The organism is Exiguobacterium mexicanum (assembly GCF_005960665.1).
GTDB lineage: Bacteria > Bacillota > Bacilli > Exiguobacteriales > Exiguobacteriaceae > Exiguobacterium > Exiguobacterium mexicanum_A.
The window spans coordinates 1,515,546-1,540,610 of record NZ_CP040676.1 but is presented as its reverse complement, the minus strand read 5'-3'; the positions used below and the strand labels follow the sequence as shown (position 1 = coordinate 1,540,610).

22 protein-coding genes are annotated in these 25,065 nt (G+C 52.8%); 18 read left to right on the top strand and 4 right to left on the bottom strand.

From position 1 onward, the window contains the following. The first annotated feature begins 80 nt into the window (after nt 1-80). The 11 genes from FED52_RS08320 (at nt 81) to FED52_RS08270 (ending at nt 14,281) form a co-directional block, all read left to right on the top strand. Nucleotides 81-1,541: a UDP-N-acetylmuramoyl-L-alanyl-D-glutamate--2,6-diaminopimelate ligase gene (locus FED52_RS08320; RefSeq protein ID WP_232939398.1), complete on the top strand. Its 1,461-nt coding sequence runs from the start codon at nt 81-83 to the stop codon at nt 1,539-1,541. Nucleotides 1,542-1,544: 3 nt separating this feature from the next. Beyond that, nucleotides 1,545-2,798, top strand: a complete 1,254-nt coding sequence (locus tag FED52_RS08315; RefSeq protein ID WP_034777290.1) for a lipid II:glycine glycyltransferase FemX — start codon at nt 1,545-1,547, stop codon at nt 2,796-2,798. After that, nucleotides 2,795-3,448 (top strand): M15 family metallopeptidase, encoded by a 654-nt coding sequence (locus FED52_RS08310; RefSeq protein WP_138859577.1) that lies wholly within the window; start codon nt 2,795-2,797, stop codon nt 3,446-3,448. Before FED52_RS08315 ends, FED52_RS08310 begins: the two co-directional genes overlap by 4 nt. 95 nt (nt 3,449-3,543) lie before the next feature. Continuing rightward, nucleotides 3,544-5,211 carry a ribonuclease J gene (locus tag FED52_RS08305; protein ID WP_034777292.1) on the top strand — a complete coding sequence of 556 codons (1,668 nt, stop codon included), beginning with the start codon at nt 3,544-3,546 and terminating at the stop codon, nt 5,209-5,211. Nucleotides 5,212-5,273: 62 nt separating this feature from the next. Beyond that, the gene (locus FED52_RS08300; protein ID WP_138859576.1) at nt 5,274-7,451 is read left to right on the top strand and encodes a DNA translocase FtsK; all 2,178 of its coding nucleotides are present in this window, start codon (nt 5,274-5,276) and stop codon (nt 7,449-7,451) included. 402 nt (nt 7,452-7,853) lie between these two features. Beyond that, nucleotides 7,854-8,573, top strand: coding sequence for a GntR family transcriptional regulator (locus FED52_RS08295; protein ID WP_034777294.1), 720 nt, complete (start codon nt 7,854-7,856; stop codon nt 8,571-8,573). 128 nt (nt 8,574-8,701) lie between these two features. After that, complete coding sequence (locus FED52_RS08290) at nt 8,702-9,787, top strand: BMP family lipoprotein (RefSeq protein ID WP_138859575.1); 1,086 nt, start codon at nt 8,702-8,704, stop codon at nt 9,785-9,787. A gap of 61 nt (nt 9,788-9,848) precedes the next feature. Next, nucleotides 9,849-11,375 (top strand): ABC transporter ATP-binding protein, encoded by a 1,527-nt coding sequence (locus FED52_RS08285; RefSeq protein WP_138859574.1) that lies wholly within the window; start codon nt 9,849-9,851, stop codon nt 11,373-11,375. After that, nucleotides 11,372-12,436 carry an ABC transporter permease gene (locus FED52_RS08280; RefSeq protein WP_138859573.1) on the top strand — a complete coding sequence of 355 codons (1,065 nt, stop codon included), beginning with the start codon at nt 11,372-11,374 and terminating at the stop codon, nt 12,434-12,436. Before FED52_RS08285 ends, FED52_RS08280 begins: the two co-directional genes overlap by 4 nt. Beyond that, nucleotides 12,433-13,392, top strand: coding sequence for an ABC transporter permease (locus FED52_RS08275; protein ID WP_034777299.1), 960 nt, complete (start codon nt 12,433-12,435; stop codon nt 13,390-13,392). Before FED52_RS08280 ends, FED52_RS08275 begins: the two co-directional genes overlap by 4 nt. A gap of 82 nt (nt 13,393-13,474) precedes the next feature. Then, nucleotides 13,475-14,281 carry a thermonuclease family protein gene (locus FED52_RS08270; RefSeq protein WP_138859572.1) on the top strand — a complete coding sequence of 269 codons (807 nt, stop codon included), beginning with the start codon at nt 13,475-13,477 and terminating at the stop codon, nt 14,279-14,281. A 38-nt stretch (nt 14,282-14,319) separates the two neighbouring features. Here the strand turns inward: FED52_RS08270 and FED52_RS08265 are convergent, their stop codons facing one another. After that, complete coding sequence (locus FED52_RS08265) at nt 14,320-14,568, bottom strand: ferredoxin (protein ID WP_021067177.1); 249 nt, start codon at nt 14,566-14,568, stop codon at nt 14,320-14,322. 143 nt (nt 14,569-14,711) lie between these two features. Here FED52_RS08265 and FED52_RS08260 point away from each other — a divergent pair, with 143 nt between their 5' ends. The 6 genes from FED52_RS08260 (at nt 14,712) to FED52_RS08235 (ending at nt 20,069) form a co-directional block, all read left to right on the top strand. After that, nucleotides 14,712-15,734, top strand: a complete 1,023-nt coding sequence (locus FED52_RS08260; RefSeq protein WP_240731236.1) for a YpbB family protein — start codon at nt 14,712-14,714, stop codon at nt 15,732-15,734. After that, on the top strand, nt 15,718-17,145 hold the full coding sequence (locus FED52_RS08255) for a RecQ family ATP-dependent DNA helicase (protein ID WP_084592791.1): 1,428 nt from the start codon (nt 15,718-15,720) through the stop codon (nt 17,143-17,145). The genes FED52_RS08260 and FED52_RS08255 overlap by 17 nt, the downstream gene beginning before the upstream one ends. A 41-nt stretch (nt 17,146-17,186) precedes the next feature. Then, a complete protein-coding gene (locus FED52_RS08250; RefSeq protein ID WP_034777302.1) occupies nt 17,187-17,390 on the top strand; it encodes a hypothetical protein in 204 nt (67 codons plus the stop codon). A gap of 164 nt (nt 17,391-17,554) precedes the next feature. Beyond that, nucleotides 17,555-18,412, top strand: coding sequence for a MerR family transcriptional regulator (locus FED52_RS08245; RefSeq protein ID WP_138859571.1), 858 nt, complete (start codon nt 17,555-17,557; stop codon nt 18,410-18,412). A 61-nt stretch (nt 18,413-18,473) separates the two neighbouring features. Further along, nucleotides 18,474-19,055 carry an adaptor protein MecA gene (locus tag FED52_RS08240; RefSeq protein ID WP_034777305.1) on the top strand — a complete coding sequence of 194 codons (582 nt, stop codon included), beginning with the start codon at nt 18,474-18,476 and terminating at the stop codon, nt 19,053-19,055. 96 nt (nt 19,056-19,151) lie between these two features. Then, nucleotides 19,152-20,069, top strand: a complete 918-nt coding sequence (locus FED52_RS08235) for a D-alanine--D-alanine ligase (RefSeq protein ID WP_034777306.1) — start codon at nt 19,152-19,154, stop codon at nt 20,067-20,069. A gap of 47 nt (nt 20,070-20,116) precedes the next feature. On the opposite strand, the gene FED52_RS08230 is transcribed toward FED52_RS08235, so the two are convergent. After that, a protein-coding gene (locus FED52_RS08230) for an IS3 family transposase (RefSeq protein ID WP_138858667.1) occupies nt 20,117-21,444 on the bottom strand; the annotation gives its coding sequence in 2 pieces (ribosomal slippage) (nt 20,117-21,045 and nt 21,045-21,444; 1,329 coding nt in all). A 238-nt stretch (nt 21,445-21,682) separates the two neighbouring features. On the opposite strand from FED52_RS08230, the gene FED52_RS08225 reads away from it, so the two are divergent. Further along, nucleotides 21,683-22,951, top strand: a complete 1,269-nt coding sequence (locus tag FED52_RS08225; protein WP_021067184.1) for a Glu/Leu/Phe/Val family dehydrogenase — start codon at nt 21,683-21,685, stop codon at nt 22,949-22,951. A 54-nt stretch (nt 22,952-23,005) separates the two neighbouring features. On the opposite strand, the gene FED52_RS08220 is transcribed toward FED52_RS08225, so the two are convergent. Continuing rightward, complete coding sequence (locus FED52_RS08220; protein ID WP_138860317.1) at nt 23,006-24,013, bottom strand: YpdA family putative bacillithiol disulfide reductase; 1,008 nt, start codon at nt 24,011-24,013, stop codon at nt 23,006-23,008. A gap of 36 nt (nt 24,014-24,049) precedes the next feature. Then, a complete protein-coding gene (locus FED52_RS08215; protein WP_138859570.1) occupies nt 24,050-25,021 on the bottom strand; it encodes an asparaginase in 972 nt (323 codons plus the stop codon). Nucleotides 25,022-25,065: the final 44 nt, after the last annotated feature.

Sequence of the window (25,065 nt, the reverse complement as noted above, 5' to 3'; positions counted from 1 at the left end):
GAAACCGAATTGTAAGTTCTCTACACTGATTAAGAGGTATTCTTTACTTTGGACAGGAACAGGTGAAAGAAGGGAAAGACTTGAACTTAACGGATTTAGCTAACCACATACAATTGATTAATCAACCAAACCTACAAGGCATCACGGTGACCCATGTGACGACCGACTCGCGCGAAGTCGTCCCAGGGACGCTGTTCGTCGCCATTAAAGGCTATACAGTCGACGGTCACGACTACGCTGATTTAGCAGTCACAAAAGGCGCAGTCGCCGTCGTCAGTGAACGGCCACTCTCTTTGAGTGTGCCGAACTTGATCGTGCGTGACAGCACGCGTACGGTCGGTCTATTGGCGTCCGCGTTCTATCAATATCCGTCTGAGCAGATGCGTCTGTTCGGGATCACGGGAACGAACGGCAAGACGACGACGACGACCATTTTACGTGATGTTCTCACCGAGCTCGGACATAGCACCGGCTTGATCGGCACGGTCGAGGTACGCATTAACGATACGGTCGTCCCGAGCAAAAACACGACACCGCAAAGCTCTGAGCTGCAACAGTTGCTCGCCCGGATGCACGAAGAAGGCGTCACCGATGTGATGATGGAAGTGTCATCGCACGGACTCGAACTCGGTCGCGTCATCGGCACAGATTTCGATATCGTCGGCTTCACGAACTTGACGCATGACCATCTCGATTTCCATGGTACGTTCGAAAACTATGCGCGAGCGAAAGGCTTATTGTTCGCTCAACTCGGACAGATGGCGTCGCGTCACAAAGTTGCCGTGTTGAACGCGGATGATCCGTACAGCAAGCTGTACGAGACGATGACGGGCGCCCGAGTGATCACGTATGCAATCGACGAGATGGCCGATGTGACGGCATCAGATATCGTTCAGACGCTGTCAGAGACGAGTTTTAGCCTCAACTACCAAGGGGAGAGTCATCCGTTGACCGTTCAATTCATCGGCCGGTTCAACGTGTACAACATCTTGCTCGCGACCGGGTGTTTGATCGCTGCCGGCTATCGTTTGCCCGAGATCGTCCAGGCACTCGAGTCGATTCATCCTGCCAAAGGGCGGATGCAACGTCTCGACGTACCAGGGTATAACGTCTATGCGGACTATGCGCATACACCGGACGGCATCGAGCAATGCTTGAAATCACTCGTCGGTGTCCCGAAAGAGAAGATTGTGTTCTTGATCGGTACAGGCGGGAACCGTGACGTTACGAAGCGGCCGACGATGGGAGAGATGGCCTCGAAATATGCGGGGACGGTCGTCATCACGACGGATGACCCGCGTTTTGAAGCGTACGACTCGATCACGAGCGGAATCGCCGCCGGGATGACCCACGACAATTTCGTCGAGATTGGGGACCGGGAAGAGGCTGTCCGTTATGCGGCTCGGTTGGCCGAACCAGACAATATCGTCGTCTTGGCCGGAAAAGGGCATGAGAAATATCAAATCATCGGTAATGAGAAAATTCCGCTAGATGAAGAAGCAATCGTCCGAGCGACAATTTTGAAGACGGAGGAAATATGATTTATGGCAGTACAACCGATCACCTTGACAGAGAAAGAGCATGACGATTTCGTCAAAACACACGACCGTGGGGACTTGCTTCAGCTTTCGAGTTGGGCCGACGTCAAACGACAAAACGGCTGGTTCGCCGAGCGGGTCGCCGTCGCGAACGATGGGGTGACGAGCGGGGTGGCGTTACTCTTATTCAAACGTGTACCGAAGCTCCCATTCACACTCTGCTATGCGCCACGCGGCTTCGTCGTCGACTATGACGATGTGGCTTCTTTACGGGCATTGACCGAGGAGGCGAAGCGGGTCGCCAAGGCGAACAAAGCGATCGTCGTGAAAATCGATCCGAATATCGATCGAGATGAAGTGCCAGGTCTATTGACCGAGATGGCGAGTCTCGGCTTCGCCCATAAAGGATACGGTGGTGGGTTTGATTACGCCCAACCGCGGTTCACGATGGAGACGGATTTACGCCCGAGCGAGAAAGACATCTTCGGCAAATTCCATCATAAATTCCGCTATAACGTTCGTTTGGCCGAACGGAAAGGGATCGTCTGCACGGAAGTCGGGCGCGACGGGCTTAAGACGTTCGCCGACTTGATGAAAGTGACGGGCGAGCGTGACGGTTTTGCCATTCGTGGACTTGACTATTTCGAGAACCTATACGATTGTCTGCAACCTGATGACGCCCGTTTGTTCTTGACGAAACTCGAGCCGAAACTCGCACTCGACCAACAGATGGCCACACTCGAAAAAGCGGAGCGTGACCTTGGGAAAATCGAACGGTCACTCGAGACGGAAACGGTCGAGAAGAAACGGACGAGCTTGTTGAACCGTCAAAAGCAGACACGTGAGCAAATCGAGAAGATTCAAGCCGCGTTACCTGAACTGACGGAGTTACACGAGAAATACCCGAACGGTCTCGTCTTGTCGGGCGGTCTGTTGACGCTTGCCGGACGACGCTCGTATTATCTGTACGGGGCATCCTCGAACGAGTTTCGTGAGTTCATGCCGAACCACCTCATGCAATGGACGATGATGCAAGCAGCCAAGGCGAGCGGGGCCGAACGCTACGATTTCGGTGGCGTATCGGGTAGCACGGAGCCTGATGACGAGTATGCAGGGCTTTATGCGTTCAAGTCGGGCTGGGGAAGCGATTTGATCGAGAAAGTCGGCGAGTTCGACCTCGTCTTGAATCGTCCGCTCTATTTCGCCCTCGAGACGGGATTACCGCTCGTCAAAGGACTCCGTAAACGGTTGCGCCGATGAAATGGACCGGCGTTTTGACGTTCGCGATGACGGCGTTTTTAGTCGGAATCTTTTTAGCGTACACGTTGTCACGTCCGGGCCCGATGCCATGGGTCGATGAACCGACATTTGAAACGGGAATGTGTGAACGCAACCCGGGCTCGGAAGATGTCGTCGTCGAGCGAAGTGAAAAGGCGTTCGCGAAGCTTCATCCGCACGTCCGCGAGCGGAGCGAGTCGTTCGTGCGCCTGGCCTACTCTTGCCTCGGCCTCGAGGTCCGTCTGACGTCGGGGTATCGGTCGGCCGATGAGCAGAACGCGCTCTATGCCCAAGGGCGCTCGAAACCGGGACAAGTCGTGACGAACGCCAAGGCGGGACAAAGTTACCATAACTATGGGCTCGCCGTCGATTTCGTCATCATCCACAATAACCGTGCCGATTACAATCTCGAGTCGGACCACAACCGATCGGACGAACCCGATTGGCAAGAGTTAGGAGAACTCGGCAAAGCACTCGGCTTCGAATGGGGCGGGGATTGGAGAAGTTTTCCGGATTACCCGCATTTACAAATGGACTTCGGCTTGTCGATTCGCCAACTCGCTTCCGGGAAACGTCCGGACGACAAAGCGACGATGCCACTCGCCGATGTGATGAAACCTCTCGTCAATTGAACGGAAATGTTGGCATATCAGCAGTTTTCCGATACAATATTCAGTAGCGATAAGTGGACGAAACAGAATATGCAACATCTAGGAGGTTTTTGTTAGTGTCAAAAAAGAAGACAGAGAACGTTAGCGTCTTTGCGCTTGGAGGCGTAGGCGAAATCGGGAAGAACATGTACGTCGTGGAACTAGACGACGACATCTTCGTCATCGATGCCGGCCTTATGTTTCCAGGCGATGAGATGCTCGGGATTGATATTGTCATCCCAGACATTACGTATTTAAAAGAAAATAAAGATCGGGTACGCGCGATTTTCATCACCCATGGTCACGAAGACCATATCGGTGGGCTCAGCTACGTACTCCGTGATTTGAAGCACGTTCCCGTGTATGGGACGAAATTGACGCTCGGTTTAATCGAGCTCAAATTGAAAGAGGCGGGCTTGTTAAAAGAAGTCGACCTCCGATTGATTGACGCCAAAACGAAATTGACTATCGCTGATCATTTCATCACTTTCTTCCGCGTCAACCACTCAATCCCGGACTGTGTCGGTGTCTGCATTCAAACGTCACAAGGCGCCATCGTACACACGGGCGACTTTAAGTTTGATTACACGCCAGTCGATGGGAAACAGTCGGACTTTAACAAGTTGGCAGCCATCGGCCAACGCGGCGTCCTCTGCTTATTGTCAGATTCGACGAATGCGGAACGCCCTGGCCAAACTGGTTCGGAGTCGCTCGTCGGCGCCGAGTTGAACGATGTCATCTATCAAGCTGAGGGCCGCGTCATCGTCGCCTCTTTCGCTTCGAACGTGCACCGTCTTCAACAAGTGTTCGCGGCAGCCGAGGCGAACGACCGCAAAGTCGCCGTCGTCGGTCGCAGCATGGTCAATATCGTCGAAGTGGCGCAGAAGCTCAACTACCTTCGCTTCAAGCCGAAGACGCTCGTCGAGCTGTCGCAAGTGAATCGCTTGCCTGACAACAAAGTCGTCATCTTGACGACCGGTTCGCAAGGCGAGCCGATGGCGGCCTTGACGCGCATGGCGCGCAACGCCCATAAGCAAGTGAACATCCGCTTGAACGACACGGTCGTCATCGCGGCGACACCGATTCCTGGGAACGAGAAGTCCGTCTCGAAGACGATCGACCTTTTGTTCCGCTCAGGAGCGAACGTCATCTATAACCAACGGAAAGTACACGTCTCGGGACACGGTTCGGCCGAAGAGCTCAAGCTCATGCTGAACCTCGTCAAACCGAAGTACTTCCTTCCGATTCACGGAGAATACCGGATGCAGATGGCCCACTCGAAACTCGCCGAGCAAGTCGGTGTGAAATCGAACAACATCTTCATCGTCGAAAAAGGGGATGTCGTCGAGTTCACGGGACGTAAAGCTCGGATGAGCCGGAAAGTACCGGCCGGCAACGTCTTGATCGATGGAATTGGCGTTGGGGACGTCGGGAACATCGTCCTCCGTGACCGTCGTCTCTTGTCACAAGACGGTGTCGTCCTCTGTGTCGTCACGTTGAACCGGAAACAGAAGAAATTGATTTCAGGACCTGAACTCATCTCGCGCGGATTCGTCTATATGCGTGAATCCGAAGAGATGATCTCAGAAGCGAACCGCATCGTCACGAAACAGATCGAGAAGAGTCTCCAGGCTGGAAGTGATTGGACCGAGTTGAAATCAAATATCCGCGAGCGGCTCAGCGTCTACTTGTTCGAACAGACGAAACGTCGTCCGATGATCTTGCCGATCATCATGGAGATTTAAGGAATTGAGATTGAGGCAAAAGTCATCAGACTTTTGCCTCGTTTTTTTAGGAGGAATCTAAGGTGGCACAAAAATCGAGAAAAACTCCGGCGAAGCGGAAGCGACCGACGACAAGGCGTGCGAAAAAACAGCCAATCCCACTACGTACATATGGCTGGGTCATGTTCGTCATGTCGATTACGGCGTTCATCTTCTCCTTGTTCGACTTCGGTTGGGTCGGGAATCAGACGTCACTCCTCGCGACGACGTTATTCGGAGGCTGGGGGGCACTCACGTATTTGGCAATCGCATTCACGTTGCTCGTCTTTTTAAACGAATTTCGTCCGATGCAACGGACGGGCATCCTGTTCCTGTTCGTCTCGTTTCTCATGTTCGGAGATTTGGTATGGGGAGCGGAACGAGGGACGATCAACGAGGCGCTGTATCAGCTCAACCAATACTTGCTCTCCGACTTTGGGATCATCTTTTTAGGCGTGCTATGCATGATCATCGGGATCTCGCTCTTATCGCCAACGATTTGGCGGACGATCGGGTCGCGCCTGCTCGAAACCGGTACGGCCATCAAACAAGAGTGGCACGACCGGGAGCGGGTCAAACCGGCTCCGGTGTCCAATCGGAAGAAGGCGGTTTCGGCACCGGCAAAAGTTGAATCGAAGCCGGTCGAAGCCGAGCCTGAAGCAGACGCGGTGACGATGCATGACATCCCGATTGTCGGGTTCAGCGAGAAAGTCGTCGCCGAGAAACGTCCGAAAACGGAAGAGGTGGCCTCGACGGAGGAAGTGACGGAGCTACCGACCGAGGACATGATGATGACGGCGTCACAAGACGTGTCGGACACGTATGAATTGCCGACGTTCACCATCCTCAGCGAACCGGTCGTGACCGACCTGTCCGGCGAGAACGCCCGTCTGAAAGCAAATGCGACAAAACTCGTCCAAACGCTCAAATCGTTCGGCGTCGGTGTGAAGGTGTTAAAGATTCATCTTGGCCCGACCGTGACGAAATATGAACTGCAACCGGATATCGGGGTCAAAGTGAGCCGCATCACGTCGCTCAGCGATGACCTTGCCCTTGCGCTTGCCGCCAAAGATATCCGGATCGAGGCACCGATCCCAGGAAAGGCCGCCATCGGGATTGAAGTGCCGAACCAGGAAGTGGCCCCGGTCTGTCTCCGTGAAGTGCTCGAGGCCGATCCGGTCAAGCGGGAGCAGTCGCCGCTCCTCGTCGCCCTTGGGCGCAGCATCAGTGGCGAGACGGTGACGATCGCCTTGAACAAGATGCCGCACTTGCTCGTCGCCGGGTCGACCGGTTCCGGGAAATCGGTCTGTATCAACGGCATGATCGTGTCGCTCTTGATGCGGACTCGTCCTGATGAAGTCCGGCTCATGATGATCGATCCGAAAATGGTCGAGTTGAACGTCTATAACGGCGTCCCGCACTTGCTGACGCCGGTCGTGACGGATCCGAAGAAGGCCGCCCAAGCACTCAAACAAGTTGTCGCCGAGATGGAACGACGCTATGAGTTGTTCAGCCGTTATGGTGTGCGGAACATCGAAGGGTATAACGAACTCGTCGATAAATCGGACGATGAGGACGCCAAACGTCTGCCGTTCATCGTCGTCATCGTCGATGAGCTCGCCGATTTGATGATGGTCGCCTCGAACGACGTCGAGGACGCGATCATGCGTCTTGCCCAGATGGCACGGGCGGCCGGCATCCACATGGTGCTCGCCACCCAGCGTCCGTCTGTCGACGTCATCACCGGCGTCATCAAAGCGAACATCCCGTCCCGCATCGCGTTCGCCGTCTCGTCGCAGACGGATTCACGGACGATCCTTGACGGGGGAGGTGCTGAGAAGTTGCTCGGCCGGGGTGACATGCTCATGCTCGCCAACGGGATGAACAAACCGATCCGTGTGCAAGGTGCGTTCGTGTCCGACCAAGAAGTCGAAACGGTCGTCAATCATGTCATCGCCCAGCAACGGGCCCAATACGTCGAAGCGATGATGCCGAAAGAAGAAGAGGTCACGACCATTGATTCGGACGATTCATTGTTCGAAGAAGTCGTTCAATTCATCTTGACGCAAGAGACGGCGTCCACTTCGATGATTCAACGAAGATTCCGCATCGGTTATAACCGGGCAGCCCGCTTGATCGATTCACTCGAACAAGCCGGATATGTCGGGCCGTCAGAAGGCTCGAAGCCGCGGAAAGTGCTCATCAACCAACCCGAGGGTTAAAAAATCAAACGAACGATTAGGTATAATAAATCCTAATCGTTCGTTTTTTATCTAATTTTAGATAATCCGGTTCAAACGTGACGATCGGGGTCGACGTCATGTTGGGGCGAACTAATATAGCACATCTGACCTATTTGATTCATTAGGACATACTACTAAAAATGTTGAACCGCTTTCATTTTTTAATACCGTTTTCATTTTACGATTTCTTTTCAAAGCCTGCCAGAACAGGTAATATAGACTATGAAGTGTACATAATCCCTTCACTTTAAAATATTTCCCTGATTCCGAACAAAAAGTATTGCGTTCTATTTCTCGAATCCCTATACTTAATATTGGCAAGGACATTCATACGTCAGATGTCTGAGCACTGGTAAGAAATAGGTAAAGGTGGTGAGGCCCATGTCGATCAAGCTCGATCATCGCTTGCTCTATCTTCGCGTGATTGAGAAAATCAAGCAAGATATCGACGATGGTGTCTATCGTGAAGGAGAGAAACTTCCTTCAGAATTCGAGTTATCGAAGCAACTAGGAGTCAGTCGAGCGACACTCCGGGAAGCACTTCGTATTCTCGAAGACGAGAAATTTGTCGTGCGGAAACATGGCGTCGGGACATTCATCAGTTCAAAACCCCCGTTTACTTCAGGGATTGAAGAGCTGTTCAGCGTCACGGACATGATCATGCGCGCCAAAATGACACCAGGAACGAAAGTGTTGGTGGCCGAAAAGGTTCTAGCGACCGAGAGAGAAGCCGAGCGTTTAAAAATCGAACCGAACTCACCGATTTATCGGATCGTCCGGATTCGATATGCGGATGAGACACCAGTCGTCTACTGTGTCGATAAAATCCCAGCCCATCTCGTCTCGAATCCGAAGGCGTTGACGGAAGGAAAGTCATTGTTTGATGCGCTCGAAAAAGAGGTAGGACGTCGGGTTGCATATGCGATCACGCACATCGAACCGAGTGTGAACGCTGAAATTTCGACGCAACTTCAAACGGACCAACCGTTACTGGCATTGAAACAATTGCATTACGATGAGAGCGACTTACCGCTGCTCGATTCGGCGAACTTTTTCCGAGCGGACCGCTTCGACTTCCACGTCGTTCGCAAACGCGTCTAAGCACGTTCGTTTTATCCGGAAACGGTTATTTTTGGGGAACAGCGTGAAAGCGCTTTCTTATACCGGTGTAAAGACTACTAATGACATGACAACCTTAATTGTTATAATCCGAAAGGGGAAACACGACGATGAACAAGAAAAAAACGATTCTCTCAGCTTTAGCAGCAGGTCTCACACTCTCAACAGTACTCGCAGCATGTGGCGGGGATGACAATGAAGGTGCTTCAAACAACGAAGGCGGCGGCGAAGGTAGCGACTTCAAAGTAGCGATGGTAACCGATACTGGCGGTGTCGACGATAAATCGTTCAACCAATCAGCTTGGGAAGGTCTTACGAAGTTCGGGAAAGACAACAGCTTGACTGAAAACGAAGGCTTCAAATATCTTCAATCATCGAAACAAGCGGACTACCAGCCGAACTTGCAGCAATTGGCACGCGATAACTTCGACTTGATTTACGGAATCGGCTTCTTGATGGGAGAAGACATCCAAAAAGTTGCTGAACAGTTCCCAGACAACAACTTCGCGCTCGTCGATATGGTCGTTGATGCACCGAACGTCGCATCGATCACGTTCAAAGAGCAAGAAGGTTCGTTCCTCGTCGGTGTTGTCGCAGGTCTTACTACGAAAACTGACAAAGTTGGATTCGTCGGCGGCGTTGAGTCTGACTTGATCAAGAAGTTCGAGAACGGTTATAAAGCTGGCGTCATGGCCGTTAACCCGGATGCGACAATCGACGTGAAGTACGCGGAAGACTTCAACTCAGCTGAAAAAGGTACAGCCATCGCTTCGGGTATGTATGGAGCAGGTTCTGATATCGTGTATCACGCAGCAGGTGGTACAGGGGTAGGGGTATTCACAGAAGCGAAAAACCGTAAGAAGAACGGCGAAGATGTATGGGTCATCGGTGTTGACCGTGACCAGTACGAAGAAGGTCTTCCAGAAAACGTAACGCTTACTTCAATGGTAAAACGTGTTGACACGGCTACTTACGAAGTATCGAAACTTGCAATGGAAGATAAGTTCCCTGCCGGCGAAATCGTTGAGTTCTCGTTGAAAGATGATGGCGTAGGGATTGCTGAGACTTCGGATAAGAACGTTGCAGCTGACGTCCTCACAAAAGTTGATGAGTACCGTCAACAGTTGATCGATGGAGACATCACGGCTCCAGCGACTGACGCTGAGTTCGAAGAGTTCATGAAAACAGTAAAATAATTCATTGAGTTAGGGGGGACCCATGCGGTCTCCCTTTACTTAAAGTTAGGGGTGGACTTTCTTGGAATATGTAATTGAAATGCTCAATATTCGCAAAGAGTTCGGAACGTTCGTTGCCAACGACAATATCACCCTCCAATTGCGCAAAGGCGAGATTCATGCGTTGCTCGGCGAGAACGGTGCCGGAAAATCGACGCTCATGAACGTCCTATTCGGTCTTTATCAGCCGGAAGGCGGGGAGATCCGCGTGCGCGGGGAGAAAGTGAACATTGAGAATCCGAACATCGCCAACGACCTTGGAATCGGTATGGTACACCAACACTTCATGCTCGTCGAGAAGTTCACTGTGACCGAGAACATCATCCTCGGCTCAGAGCCAAAGAGTGGATTGACGGTCGACCGGGCGACGGCGCGTAAAAAAGTGATGGACATCTCGGAACAATACGGCCTCCGCATTGATCCGGATGCCAAAATCGAAGATATCTCGGTCGGGATGCAACAACGTGTTGAAATTTTGAAGACGCTCTATCGGGGCGCTGAGATCTTGATTTTTGACGAGCCGACCGCTGTATTGACGCCACAAGAGATTCAAGAACTCATTCAAATCATGAAGCGTTTGATTGAAGAAGGCAAATCGATCATCTTGATCACGCATAAACTGAAAGAGATCATGCAAGTTGCCGATCGCTGTACGGTCATCCGTCGCGGACGTTATATCGGCACCGTCGATATCGATGAGACGGTCAACGAAGACCGTTTGGCTGAAATGATGGTCGGACGTGAAGTTAACTTTGATGCGGAATATTCCAAGGCAGATCCACAGCAAGTCGTCCTCGACGTCCAAAAACTCGTCGTCAAAGACAGTCGCGGGCTCAAAGCCGTCGACGGCTTGGATTTACAGATTCGTTCAGGGGAAATCCTCGGGATTGCCGGGATTGACGGGAACGGACAGACCGAATTGATTGAAGCCATCTCGGGCTTGAAGAAACCCGAGTCTGGAAAAGTAATGTTGAACGGGAAAGACGTGACCGGGTTCACGCCGCGCAAAGTGACGGAGTCTGGTGTCGGCCACATCCCGCAAGACCGGCATAAACATGGCCTCGTCCTCGATTATACGATTCGCGACAACATGGTGCTCCAAACGTATTATAAAGAGCCGTTCTCGAAGCGCGGTTTGATGAACTATAAAGCCGTGGCTGAGAAAGCGAAAGCGTTGATTGAGAAGTTTGACGTCCGAACTCCATCGGTCGACGTACCTGCCCGTGCCTTGTCGGGTGGTAACCAACAGAAAGCCATCATCGCCCGTGAAGTCGACCGGTCACCTGACTTGTTGATCGCGGCGCAACCGACGCGAGGTCTTGACGTCGGGGCAATCGAATTCATTCATGAACAGCTCATCAAAGAGCGTGAAAAAGGACGCGCCGTCTTGTTGATCTCGTTCGAGCTCGAAGAGATTTTACACGTCGCGGACCGAATCGCCGTCTTGTATGAAGGGAAGATTGTCGGAATCCGTGATCCGAAAGAAACGACGGAGCAGGAACTCGGCTTCTTGATGGCCGGCGGTAAGAGAGGAGAAGAAACAGTATGAATAAGCTAAGTTTTAATCGACTGCTCATCCCACTCTTGTCGATTTTGATGGGTCTCCTCATCGGGGCGATCGTCATGCTCATCGGTGGCTATGACCCGATTCGAGGGTTCTCGTCACTGTTTGAAGGCATGGTCGGCAGCCCGTACGCAATCGGTGAGACGCTTCGCGCCGCGGCACCGCTCATCTTCTCAGGTTTGGCCGTCGCGTTCGCGTTCCGGACCGGCCTCTTCAACATCGGCGTCGAAGGCCAAGTGTTGATTGGCTGGGTGGCAGCGGTGTATGTCGGGATCAACTTTGACTTGCCGATGTTCATCCACTTGCCGCTCGCGCTTCTCGCGGCCATGTTCGCAGCAGCGCTCTGGGCGTTCGTACCTGGTTTCTTGAAAGCCAAGTTCCACGTCCACGAAGTTATCACATCGATCATGATGAACTATATCGCCTTGTACACGACGAATGCGATTTTGCGCAGTGTCATCGGGGTAACGAACGAACGCACCGAATCCATTAAAGATTCGGCGTCGCTCGCGTCACCGATGCTTCAAGAATTGACGACGTTCTCGCGCTTGCATTGGGGTGTCCTCATCGCCGTGCTCGCAGCGATCGTCTATTACTACATCTTGCAACGGACGACGCTCGGTTATGAGCTTCGTGCCGTCGGTTTCAACAAACACGCATCACAGTACGCAGGAATGAGCGTCAACCGGAACATCATTCTCTCATTCGTCATCTCGGGTATGTTCGCAGGACTCGCAGGGGCGATGGAAGGTCTCGGTACGTTCAACGGCATGACGCTCAGCGCCTCGTTCACCGGAGTCGGTTTTGACGGGATCGCCGTCGCGCTCCTCGGTGCGAACACGGCCGTCGGTGTCGTCTTGGCAGCTATCTTGTTCGCTGGACTCAATATCGGCGGACTCGCGATGCAGCTCGGTGCGAACATCCCATCTGAGCTCGTCAAAGTCATCATCGCCGCGATTGTCATCTTCGTGGCTTCAGGTTACGCCTTTAACTACGTGATTGACAAATTCAAAGGAAATCGTAAGAAAGGAGTGGAGAAAAAATGAGCTTCTTAGAAGTCCTCTACATCGTCGTGCCGGTTGCCTTAGCCTATGCGACTCCACTCATCATCGCGGCGCTCGGCGGCATCTTCAGTGAACGTTCGGGTGTCGTCAACATCGCCTTAGAAGGCATCATGGTCATCGGTGCTGCGACAGGAATTATCACGACGCTCACGTTGACAGATATGGGGCTGGGCGGTCTCAGTCCATGGATCTCACTTTTGGTCGCTATGGTCGTCGGTGCGCTCTTCTCGCTCTTCTTGGCGGTGCCGGCCATCCTTTGGCGGGCTGATCAGACGGTACTCGGGGTCGCGATCAACATGCTCGCAATCGGACTCGCCATCTTCGTCGTCCGTGTGCTTTACAACAAAGGGCAGACCGACTTCATCGAGTTTCGGATTGCCAAAGAGAACGTGCCGATTCTATCGGATATCCCGGTGCTTCGCATGTTCTTCATCAACGTGCAGTATACGTCGTTCATCGCGATCATTCTCGCGTTCGTCGTCTGGTTCGTCATCTTCAAGACACCGTTCGGTCTTCGTCTCCGTTCGGTCGGGGAACACCCGATGGCGGCTGACACGATGGGGATCAACGTCACGAAAATGCGCTTCATGGGCGTCATGCTCTCAGGAGCGTTCGGCGGACTCGCTGGTGCAGTGTACGCTGTCACCGTCACGACAAACTTCAGCGGGACGACGATCGTCGGTCAAGGTTTCTTGGCCATCGCCGCCATGATTTTCGGGAAGTGGAATCCGCTCGGCGCGCTCGGTGCCGGTCTGTTCTTCGGATTCGCCCAAGCGTTGTCGATCATCGGTAGCAACTTGCCGGTCATCAGCAACGTGCCGCAAGTGTTGCTCTTGATTGCGCCGTATGCGCTCACGATCCTTGCTCTCGCAGGTGTCGTCGGACGTGCGGATGCACCGAAATCGGTCGGTATCCCATATATTAAAGGGAAACGCTAATCATCAAAAGGACAAATGTCCATTTCATCCAGGTTGTTTGACGCTTAAGTCAAACAACCTTTTTTGTTATACTGGTGTAGAGGTGAGACAATTGAAAAAATGGTGGCAACTGCTGATCGCCGTCGTGCTGAGCATCTCGCTCGCGGGATGCTCCGTCGACGACTGGTTCGCCGAACAAATCGACCCGCCAGAATCGCTCGTCGAACTCGAGGCCGATTTTCCGTCGGCGTCGGTCGCGCAACAAGTCGCACGGCCGCTCGGCAAGACCGAGACGGTCACGCTCGACCGCGTCATCGACGGAGATACGCTCAAAGTCGAGTTTGAGAACGGGGCGACCGAATCGATTCGTCTCTTGCTCGTCGATACGCCAGAGACGAGCCATCCGACGCTGCCGGTCCAACCGTTCGGGGAGGATGCGAAAACATTCGTCGAGCGTTGGCTGCCGGAAGGAGATACGATCACGCTCGAGTATGACGTCGGGCGCTACGATCGTTATCAACGGACACTCGCCTACGTCTGGTATGACGAAGCGATGTTGAACGAGGAATTGTTGCGCCGCGGGTTGGCGCGTGTCGCCTATGTGTACGCGCCGAACACGCAACACGTCGATGCGTTTCGGGAGGTCGAGCGGGCCGCGCGTCAGGAATTGCTCGGGATTTGGAGTCTTGAGGACTACGTGACCGGCAACGGCTTCGACCATGAGGCGACCGAGCCGGCCCAGCCGAAACGAGACACGGATGGATGTGACATTAAAGGGAATATCAATCGGGACGGAGAGAAGATTTATCACGTTCCGGGCGGGGCGAGCTATGAGCGAACGATCCCAGAAGAGATGTTCTGTACAGAGGAAGAGGCGCGTGAAGCGGGTTTCCGGAAAGCGACGCGATAAAAAAAGACATGTGCGCCCTTCAGGCACACATGTCTCTCTTATTCGTACTTGAGTGCGTCGCCATCGAACGATTCGTCCGCGACTTTAATTGAGTCGGTCGGGCATCCTTCGAACGCGTCCATCAAATCCTCATACAATTCGTCCGGGACTTCGATCGTGCCCGTGTTGTCGTCCATCAAGTTGAACGCGAGGCCTTCGTCGTCATAGTCGAAGATGTCTGGGGCGGCTGCTCCGCAGGCCCCACATGCGATACATGTATCTTTATCAACAATCGTAAATTTTGCCATTTGTAACCCTCCATACGTTTCGTCTCTCTGCATAGAAATGATTTTCTACTGACTATGAGTAATTGTAGTCTACATACCCAAATATTTCAATGAGGAAACGAATAACGTTTTGGAAGCATAATTTTGACCGAGGAGGTGGAACGATGGTTCATTTAGCGGACGGGGTGTTGTTGCTTTCGATTGAGCGCTTGAAAGGGGAGCGCAGCGAGCGCAGTTTGTTTCATGTGTTGAACGGCAAACGTTCGGCGACGACACTGCAAGATGCCTTTTTTTATGACTTGGAACCAATTTTCGGATTGTTCCCCTATACGAAGTACGACTATGAGAAACTGCTCGCCTCGTTCGAGAAGCGAGGCTGGCTCAACCGTTCGAGCTTCACGTTGACCGGGGCCGGGAAGATGCTCGCTTCGCCGGAGGCGGTCAGTGAGCTGTTCGACCGTCTCGGCGGTGAGTATCGGGACTATACGACGATGACGTGGAAGCGGCTCAGTTTGTTCGTTCAGACGTTCATGTCGCTTGAGCATGAGCGGACGTTCTATCCGGTGCAGGCCGATCGACTGGCCGAACGCTGGGTCAAACAGATCGTCCGGACCGAGCGGGAGTGGCAACCGCTGATCCACAGCTTTCACCAGGAGCTTGAAACGGCGCTTGAAGAAGTGGGGGACCCGTATGCGACCGCCGTCGTCTATCGGTTCACCGGTGCGTTCGAGACAGGATACACGTATGAACAAATCGCCTCACTTCTCGATGTCGATGCGCGCACGGCTCGGCTCTATTTCTTGGCCGGCTGGAACGCCCTGTTGTGGAAGTTGCCAAGGGATGCCAAGTTGCTCGGCTTCGCGCACGGGTTGTCGAGCGAGCGGATGACGTTGTCGGCGCGCGAGTCGTATGAGCAGTTTTCGGCTGGTCGAACGTTCCAACAAGTCCAGTCCCAGCGACGGTTGCGCACGAGTACGATTGAAGACCACGTCGTCGAGATGGCGATGTATTTAGAGGAGTTCCCGCTCGACCAATTTGTTCCGCTCGAGCAAATCAAGCAAGTCGAGCAGTTGCGTGACGAGTCGAGCTGGGCGCTCAAGCCGATTTTTGAACAAATCGACGGGATCAGTTACTATCAAATCCGATTGGTGTTCGCGAGATTGAAACGAGGTGAGACATTTGTTTGAGAAGACGTTGAAGCGGGTGTTCGGCTACGACAGCTTCCGTCCCGGTCAACGGGATGTGATCGAAGCGGTCGCCGACGGCCAGGACGTGTTGGCGATCATGCCGACCGGAGCGGGCAAGTCGTTGACGTTCCAACTCCCGTCCTATCTTAAAAATGACGGGCTGACCATCATCGTGTCACCGCTCTTGTCGCTAATCGAAGATCAGATGCTCCACATCCGTGAACGGGGCGAGCGGGGAGTGGCGCGATTGACATCAATGGAGACGCTCGAGGAGAAACAAGACATCTTGAACCATTTGAAGCGTTATCGCTTCTTATACTTATCGCCCGAACAACTCGCCGTGCCGCACGTGACGCGGGCGCTCGCTCGGACGCGGATTCAAATGCTCGTCGTCGACGAGGCCCACTGTATTTCGCAGTGGGGCCATGAGTTTCGACCCGAGTATGCCCGTCTAGGCGAGTTGCGTAAACAACTCGGCAGCCCGCAGTGCATGGCCGTCACCGCGACGGCCCCGGAGACGGTGAAACGGGATATCATCGAGAAGTTGGCGTTGTTCTCGCCGGCGCAGTTCGTCCATTCGGCAAACCGGCCCGAGATTCGACTCATCGTCGAACGTCTCGAGTCCGAGGACAAGATGCGGCGGTTGAGCGAGCTCGTCCATGACGTCCCGAAACCGGCCGTCATCTATACGGCGACACGGCGTGAAGCCGAAGCACTCGCGCTTCATCTTGACGACGCCTTGTTTTATCACGGTGGCATGTCGACTGAGGACCGCCGGCTCGTGCAATCGCAATTTTTGCGAGATGAAGTCGCGATCATGGTATGTACGAGTGCGTTCGGGATGGGTGTGAATAAAGACAACGTCCGTTCGGTCATCCATTATCAAATCCCGGCCACGCTCGAGGCGTACATGCAAGAGATCGGTCGTGCCGGACGAGACGGCGAACCCGCATTTGCCGTCTTGCTCTATGCCGAAGGCGACGAACGCATCCAACAGTTTTTGATCGACCAACAATATCCGAAAGACAAAGACATCCGTCTCGCGTATTTGGAACGCGACAACGGCACGAGTCTGGCCCAACTGCCGCGTCTTTTGCGGTTGAACGAGGAAGACCCGGTCTGGGGATTGTTGAACCAGATGCTCGCCGAGCGGACGCTTGCCGAGGCGATCGATTGGGTAAAAGACAGAAAGCGGGCCCGCTATCGTCAACTTGGACAGATGATGGACTACGCCCTCATCAAGACGTGCCGGCGCGATTACTTGTTGAACTATTTCTCGGAACAACCGGTCAAACAAGCCGATTGTTGCGACGTGTGTGGGGAGATCGTATTCCCGCCGTCGGTTCAAATTGTGTCTAAAAATGTGACAGATTGGAAACATCGTTTATCTCGTATCTTCTCCTTTGATTGATATCATAGTAAAATGATAAAAAAGGTAAAGGAGGGCACACGTTGCGACATCGGAACCAAGCGGACTCACTTCGTGAACAAGTGGTGGACACGTTGCCGTCTCGCGCTGAAAGACAAGAGCATGAGCGGAAAGAAAAATTGAACGACAATTGGCTGAAACGGCCGCTCGCTATGATGCTGACATTGACGATGTTTGCCATTATTCTCGTATTTTTATATATAGGTCGTCATACAATATTTTTCTGACAATACGACGGGGACGTCGTATTTTTTTATGAGCAATCTCTGTTTTGTCGAACCAATCGCACAATCTCACCAATTTCTCACAGGAATTGCACAATAAAACAGGTAAAGCGCTTCAGATGGGTCTATACTAAATAAGAAGAACTTGTAGGAAAGGAGGGGCTGCTGTGCCGAAGTACTCCATTAAGACGGTCGCGTCGCTCACCGGGGTCAACCCGACGACGATTCGAGCGTGGGAACGCCGCTATCAATTCATCGTTCCAAGCCGGACCGAATCCGGTCATCGATTGTATTCCGACCAAGACGTCGAAAAGATTAAATGGGTCGTTGAAAAACAACGGGAAGGCTTGACCGTTTCCCAAGCGATTCAACAACTTCATGAAGCCCCGAAGCCGAAGCCTGCCCGCCTCTATGACGAGGAGCTCATGGACGGGTTGCTCGAGGCGTTACTTTCATTTGACGAACGCAAGGCGCACGATTTGATCAATCGTGCCTTTAATACGTTCAGCTTTGAGAAGGTCACGAAAGATATCATTGGTCCGTTGTTGGTGGAAATCGGGACGCGTTGGGAGAATGGGGACATCACGATCGCGCATGAGCATTTTGCGACCGCTTTTTTGCGGGCCCGATTGTCGACCCTCTCGCTGCAGATGCCGATGAATCCATTTTTACCGCGGATCATTTGTGTGTGTGCCCCGGGTGAGATGCACGAGATCGGTCTGTTGTTCGTGACGCTTTATTTGCGTCAATATGGATACGACGTGATTTTCCTTGGTGCGGGCTTCCCGAAAGAGGATTTAAATGAGGCGTTGCACGATATCCACGCCAAGTGCTTGATCTTCTCCTGCACGTTGACGGAACATCTCGAGGACCTGAAAGAGGCGATGCGATTTATCCAAGCGGATCATCCCGATCTCGTCATCGGGGCCGGAGGATATGCCGTCAGCCTTCACGCGTCCGAGTTTGAGTCGGCCTTCCTTGGAGATACGCCCGAGGCATGGACCGAGTGGTTGTCAACTATTTGACAGGTTGCACAAACGAGAGTAGCTTATAAAGTAGGATTGATTAATCTTTGGAGGTTTTCGTTTGAGATTTGAAAAGCAAACTAAAGAACATTTAAGGGTATATTTGACGGCGAGTGACCTTTCGATTCGAGGGATTGCCATCGATACGATCGTTGGCGAGAGTGGTCAAGACTTGTGGCGGGAATTGCTCGAGACGGCGGAAGCGGAATTCGGTTTCATGCCCCAAGGCACCGTCGACTTGAACGTGACAATGTTTCCCCGTGATGGGCTCGTCATCGACGTCCAAAAAGTCGAGGCAGCCGTCCCGGATGCGGATCAAGAACAAGTCGAGATCCGTTTGACGATCGATGTGATTCATCATCTGATTTATCAGTTTGATGATATCGAGGACGTCATCAACGCCTCGGTCCGTCTGTTCCCGCACATGCAGGATACAGAACAGGGCGGGGCGCTCTACCATTATGACGGACACTATTATTTACACTTCGTCGAAGTGCTCAAACCGGACGTCGAAGAGCGGTTGGCCGCCATCTTGTCGGAATACGGCCGCACGACGACCGTCAGCCCTTACGTCATGATGGAGTACGGCAAGACGATTCAAACTGAACAAGCCGTGAAACAGCTGTACGATACGTTCGCGTAAGTATGGCTTTTTTACTGTTCTGTTTCTATTGTTTTCGGCCGACACATGGTATGATAAAACTTGAATTTTTGAGAAGTTAGCCGAAGGAGAGATTTGATGAAAGTCGCGGTATTATATGGTGGTGTATCAGGTGAGCGGGAAGTGTCGCTCACGAGTGGTAAAGGAATGATTGAAGCGCTCGAAGCACGGGGTCACGACGTCGTGGCGATTGATTTTCACCCGGACCGGGCCAATGAGCTGTTGACGCTTCAAGCCGACGTCGTCGTCAGCGCCCTGCATGGCAAATACGGCGAAGATGGCCGTGTTCAGTCGCTCTTAGAGATGGCCGGATTGCCGTACACGGGGTCGGGCGTTTTGGCATCAGCGCTTGCGATGGACAAAGCCCGTGCGAAAATTATTTTCGCCGCTGCCGGCATTCGCATCGCCCGTGACGTCCTCATCGAGTCGGGCGACGACATCGACGCAAAAATTGTCGAGTGGGGCAGTGAGTTTCCATGTGTCGTCAAGCCGGCCCAAGAAGGGTCATCGAACGGATTGACGATCGCGATGGACGAAGCGATGCTCCGTGAAGGGATTGATAAAGCGTTCGCGTGCGATACGGCTGTCTTGGTCGAGCAATATATTAAAGGCCGTGAGTTGACGGTACCTGTCCTTGGGAATCACGGGGCTGAGGCCGCACTCCCGGTCATCGAGATCATCCCGAAAAATGAATTTTATGACTATGAGTCGAAGTATTCAGAAGGTGGATCGATTCACGTTTGTCCGGCCGAGTTGCCGGACGCGTTGACTGAAGAAGTTCAAACGGCTGCCATCAAAGCGCACCGTGCCCTCGGTTGCAGCGGTTATTCTCGTTCGGACTTCCTCGTCTCTGAAGATGGGCTCGCTTATATTTTAGAGACGAACACGCTTCCGGGTATGACACCGCTCAGCTTGTTCCCGGACAGCGCCCGGGCCGTCGGGATCTCGTACGGTGAGCTGTTAGAGCGATTCATCGAACTGGCACTAGAAAAGTAAGAAGGGAATTAATCTGTACCCCTTGTAAAGGACATTAATAAAAAAACTTATGCTGATTCAAGGAGATGATTCCTGTACTGTACGGGAGTCATCTTTTTCATGTTCCATTGATAACGATGATGGTTGTAATAGTTAATGGTTTTTCGGATTTCACGCTGTAGTGAATCGAACGTGGTACAGGCCTTTAACTCGACGATATCCTTGAAATGTCCAAAGAATGATTCCTGGACAGCGTTATCCCAACAGTTGCCCCGTCGGGACATGGATTGACCTAGCTTCATACGCTTCACCTCTTTCTGATAGGTCGGGCTCGTGTAGTGCCCTCCTTGATCTGAATGGATGAATGCGTCCTTGTCCAAGCGAATCCTCCGGTTCTTCCGTAAACGCTTCAACGTATCCAATACAATGTCGAGATTGATGTTCTCAGAGAGTTGATGCGCCAGTACCTCATTGGTCGAACCGTCCACGATGGTCGAAAGATAGGCTCGCTTACCGTTCCCGTAAAATATGTAGGTGATATCGGTGAGAAGCACCTTGTAGGGAGTGCCCTGTTTGAATTCGCGTTTGAGGCGATTCGGCACCACCCGGTGCTCGGCCGTCGCCTTAATGAGCCGTTTGTATGGCTTCGCCTTGCGGATTGGACACACGATGTTGTATTTCCGCATGATACGTCGGATACACTTCAGGTTCATCGTCACACCGAAATGACCAGACAGCACCATCTTGATCTGCCTAGCACCCTTCTTGCGCTTCTTGAAGTGGAACGCCTTCAGAACGAGGTCACGAAGAGCCACGTCTTTCGATTCGCGCTCCTGTCTGGTCTGTCTCCTCCGTTCCGAGAAATAGGCGTGGTATCCCTGACGTGACACCCCGGCCACCTGGCAGAGATGGCTGACCATCCCCTTCATTTTGTGCTTGATGATGACACCTTGAATCAGCTCATACTTTTGCGATGCGTTAAGTCCAGCTTTCCTCTCCCTTCCGCCAGGCGGATCTCCTTTAATAGTTCGACCTCTGCTTTCAACAGTTTGTTTTCGGCCTCGAGCTTCGCGTACCGTTCTTCTGTCGACAGCTCTTTATCTCTCCAACGTCCTGAATTACTTGATCGTGTATCGCGCAGCCCCATTACCCCATCTTTTCGGTAAGCTCGTGTCCAACGATTTTTACAAGAACTCATACGCCGTTCACCGAGTACCTCCACATCGAATCCACATCCCCGGAAGATTTCCACAGGGAACTTTCCTTCCAACGTCTGTGCTATAAAAAGTTCCTTAAACTCATCGGTATACGTGATCCCTTTCGGGCTCACAGATTTAACGTAAGGATTTGCGGCTAGCGCATCTATTTCTTTTGACGTAAATATCTTCTTCGACACTCGAATTCACTCCCAATATGATTTAGTCCAGTGTACACAAAAACCCTGAGCAGTAGACTTTTTTTTAGTGTCTACTACTCAGGGTACAGTTTAAATTCCCCCTTCTTTTTTCATTTTAGAAAACGCTTTCATTATTTTTGTAAAAGCCTTTCAAATTGGGCGCGTATCAGCTATACTTTTAAACGAATACGAGGTTGATTCTTGGGGGAGAATTGACAATTTAGGGGAGGAAACCTTCATGATTACGGATCAAGAAAAAGGTCATCAAAAACGAAAAAACATCCTTGAATCGACACAAGAAGTGATACACGAGGCGCTTGATAAGCTCGGGTATCCAGAAGAGATGTATGAGCTCTTGAAAGAGCCACTTCGGATGTTGACCGTCCGCATCCCGGTACGTATGGATGACGGATCGACAAAGATTTTCACAGGATACCGGGCGCAACATAATGACGCGGTCGGACCGACGAAAGGTGGGATTCGCTTCCACCCGAGCGTGACGGAGGTCGAAGTGAAGGCGTTGTCGGTCTGGATGAGCTTGAAGGCCGGAATTGTCGACCTTCCATACGGTGGCGGTAAAGGTGGGATCGTCTGTGATCCGCGTGAGATGAGTTTCCGTGAAATCGAACGATTGAGCCGGGGTTATGTCCGAGCCATCAGTCAAATCGTCGGACCGACGAAAGATATCCCAGCGCCGGACGTGTTCACGAACTCGCAAATCATGGCGTGGATGATGGATGAGTATAGCCGCATCGATGAATTCAATTCGCCGGGCTTCATCACTGGTAAACCGCTCGTGCTCGGTGGCTCGCATGGACGTGAGACGGCGACGGCAAAAGGTGTCGCCATCATGATCCGGGAAGCGGCGCTGCGCCGTGGAATCGAATTGAAAGGGGCACGTGTCGTCGTCCAAGGGTTCGGGAATGCTGGTAGCTTCTTGTCGAAGTTCATGCATGACGCCGGGGCGAAAGTGATCGCCGTCAGCGATGCATATGGTGCGATCCACGATGAGAACGGGCTCGATATCCCGTATCTTCTCGATCGTCGAGATTCGTTCGGGACGATCTCGACGCTCTTCAAGAACACGATCTCGAACAAAGAAATGTTAGAACTCGACTGCGACATCTTGGTCCCGGCCGCGATCGAGAACCAAATCACCGAAGACAACGCCGACAACATCAAGGCGTCCATCGTCGTCGAGGCCGCCAACGGACCGACGACGAACGAAGCGACCCGCATCTTGACAGAGCGCGGCATCCTGCTTGTCCCGGATGTGCTCGCTTCGAGCGGTGGGGTAACCGTCTCGTATTTCGAATGGGTTCAAAACAACCAAGGATACTATTGGACGGAAGAGGAAGTGGAAGAGAAGCTTGAGAAAGTGCTCGTTCACTCGTTCAATACGGTGTATAACACGTCATCGGCCCGTAAAGTCGACATGCGTCTCGCCGCCTATATGGTCGGTGTACGCAAGATGGCGGAAGCATCGCGTTTTCGCGGTTGGGTATAATTAAACAGCAAAAAGAGGGAGAACCTGGCGCCAGGTTCTCCCTCTTTTTGTCGATTACGTGGTCACACCGTTACGCTCCCGAAGCGTCTCGGCGATCGCTTGGCCATGGAAGCGGCCGTTCTCGATAAAGATTTTATTGGCATCATTTCCGGCGGCGACGACACCGGCGATGAACAAGCCGTCGACGTTCGTCTCGAACGTCGTCTCGTCAAACGAGGGCACACCGGTCTCCTCATCGACTTGGACCCCGGCATCAGCGAACAGCCCATGGTCGGGCAAGTAGCCTGTCATGGCGAGGACGTGGTCGGTCTCGAGCCGCTGTTCTTCACCGTACTGACGATAGACGACGTGATGCGGTTCGATCCGAACGATCTCCGCTTCGAGCTCGAGTCGCACTTTGTCATGACGGACGAGCGAGTCGAACGTCGGCAGGACCCACGGTTTGACGGACGGACTGTAGCCGTCCCCGCGATAGAGTACCGTGACGTGGGCGCCGGCCTTCTCGAGCTCGATGGCCGCGTCGACCGCGGAGTTCTTTCCGCCGATGACCGTCACACGTTGTCGGTAAAACGGATGCGCCTCTTTGAAGTAATGCGTGACGTGCGGCAACTCTTCACCTGGGACGTCCAACGTACGAGGACGGCCATAATACCCAGTGGCTAAGATGACATAATCGGCCTGGCGTTCTTTGACGCCGTCGCGGTCATGGCGTGACCGAACGATGAACCCGTCCTCGGAACGCGTGACCGTTTCGACCGTCTCAAACGGTTGGACGTCGAGACCAGTCCGGCTGACGACTTCCCGATAGTAGACGAGCGCGTCTTGACGACGCGGTTTCAAATCTTTACAGATAAACGGGATATCCCCGATTTCGAGCAAGCTGGCAGAAGAGAAAAACGTTTGATGGGTCGGATACCGATAGATGGCATCGACGATATTGCCGCGCTCGATGACCGTGCACGAGATGCCGATCCGTTCTAATTCGATCGCAGCCGACAGCCCACATGGTCCGGCGCCGACGACGATAGCATGTTTATTCAATGAAATCACCTCATCCCTCATTGTATGGAAGGACGAAACGGTTGGCAAGCCGCCAACTCACTGTTGGAAGCTGAAGCTATGTTCCATGACCGCTTGGGACGAACACGCCTCGAGCTCGACAAGGAGGCGAAGTCTCGCTTTTTGTGAGTTCAGACCGTTCGAGAAGATGATGCCCATCTCTTTCAGTTGCTGGCCGCCGCCGACGTAGCCGTACACGTCTTGCACGATTCCGTTGAAACAACGGCTGACGATGACGACCGGCATGCGTTCGACGAGCATCTCGAGCGCGGGGACGATTGACGGTGGGACATTCCCTTGCCCGAGTACTTCAAGGACGAGCCCGTCATAGCCGAGCGCGAGCACCGCCTCGAGCAGGTCCGGCTCCATCCCGGCGACGACTTTCAGCACCGCGACCCGTTTCGTAATCGATGGAATCATTTTCGGTTGTTTTGTCGTCGGCTGACTGTAAATGAGGACGTGATCTTTCGTCACCATACCGACGTTGCCGAAGTGGACCGATTTGAACGTGTCGACCGAGGACGTGTGCGTCTTCGTGACGTTGAACGCGGAGTGGATTTCACCGTTGAAGACGACGAGCACGCCTTTGCCGCGTGCCACATCACTTTGGGCGACCCGAAGCGCCGTGATGAGATTGAATTCGCCGTCCGAGCCGACCTCGTTTGACGAGCGCATCGCTCCGGTCAACACGATCGGTACCGGTGCACCAAGCGTGATTTGTAAGAAGTAGGCCGTCTCTTCGAGTGTGTCGGTCCCGTGAGTGATGACGACCCCATCGTATGTGTCTTGTGTCAGTTGTTGATTGATGAACTGGGCGAGCTCGAGCATTTTCTCGGGCGTCATGTGCGGCGACGGGATGTTCGAGAAATGTTTCGTTGTGATATTCGCGATGTCCGTCGCTTTCGGTAACGTCGCGTCGATCGGATTGACTTCGCTCGGCATGACATGTCCCGACCCCGATTGAGACATGGCGATTGTGCCGCCAGTGTGGATCAGTAATAAATGGTTCATAAACAGACCTCCAACTTTTTTGTTCGTTTCTTCCAATTTCTAGT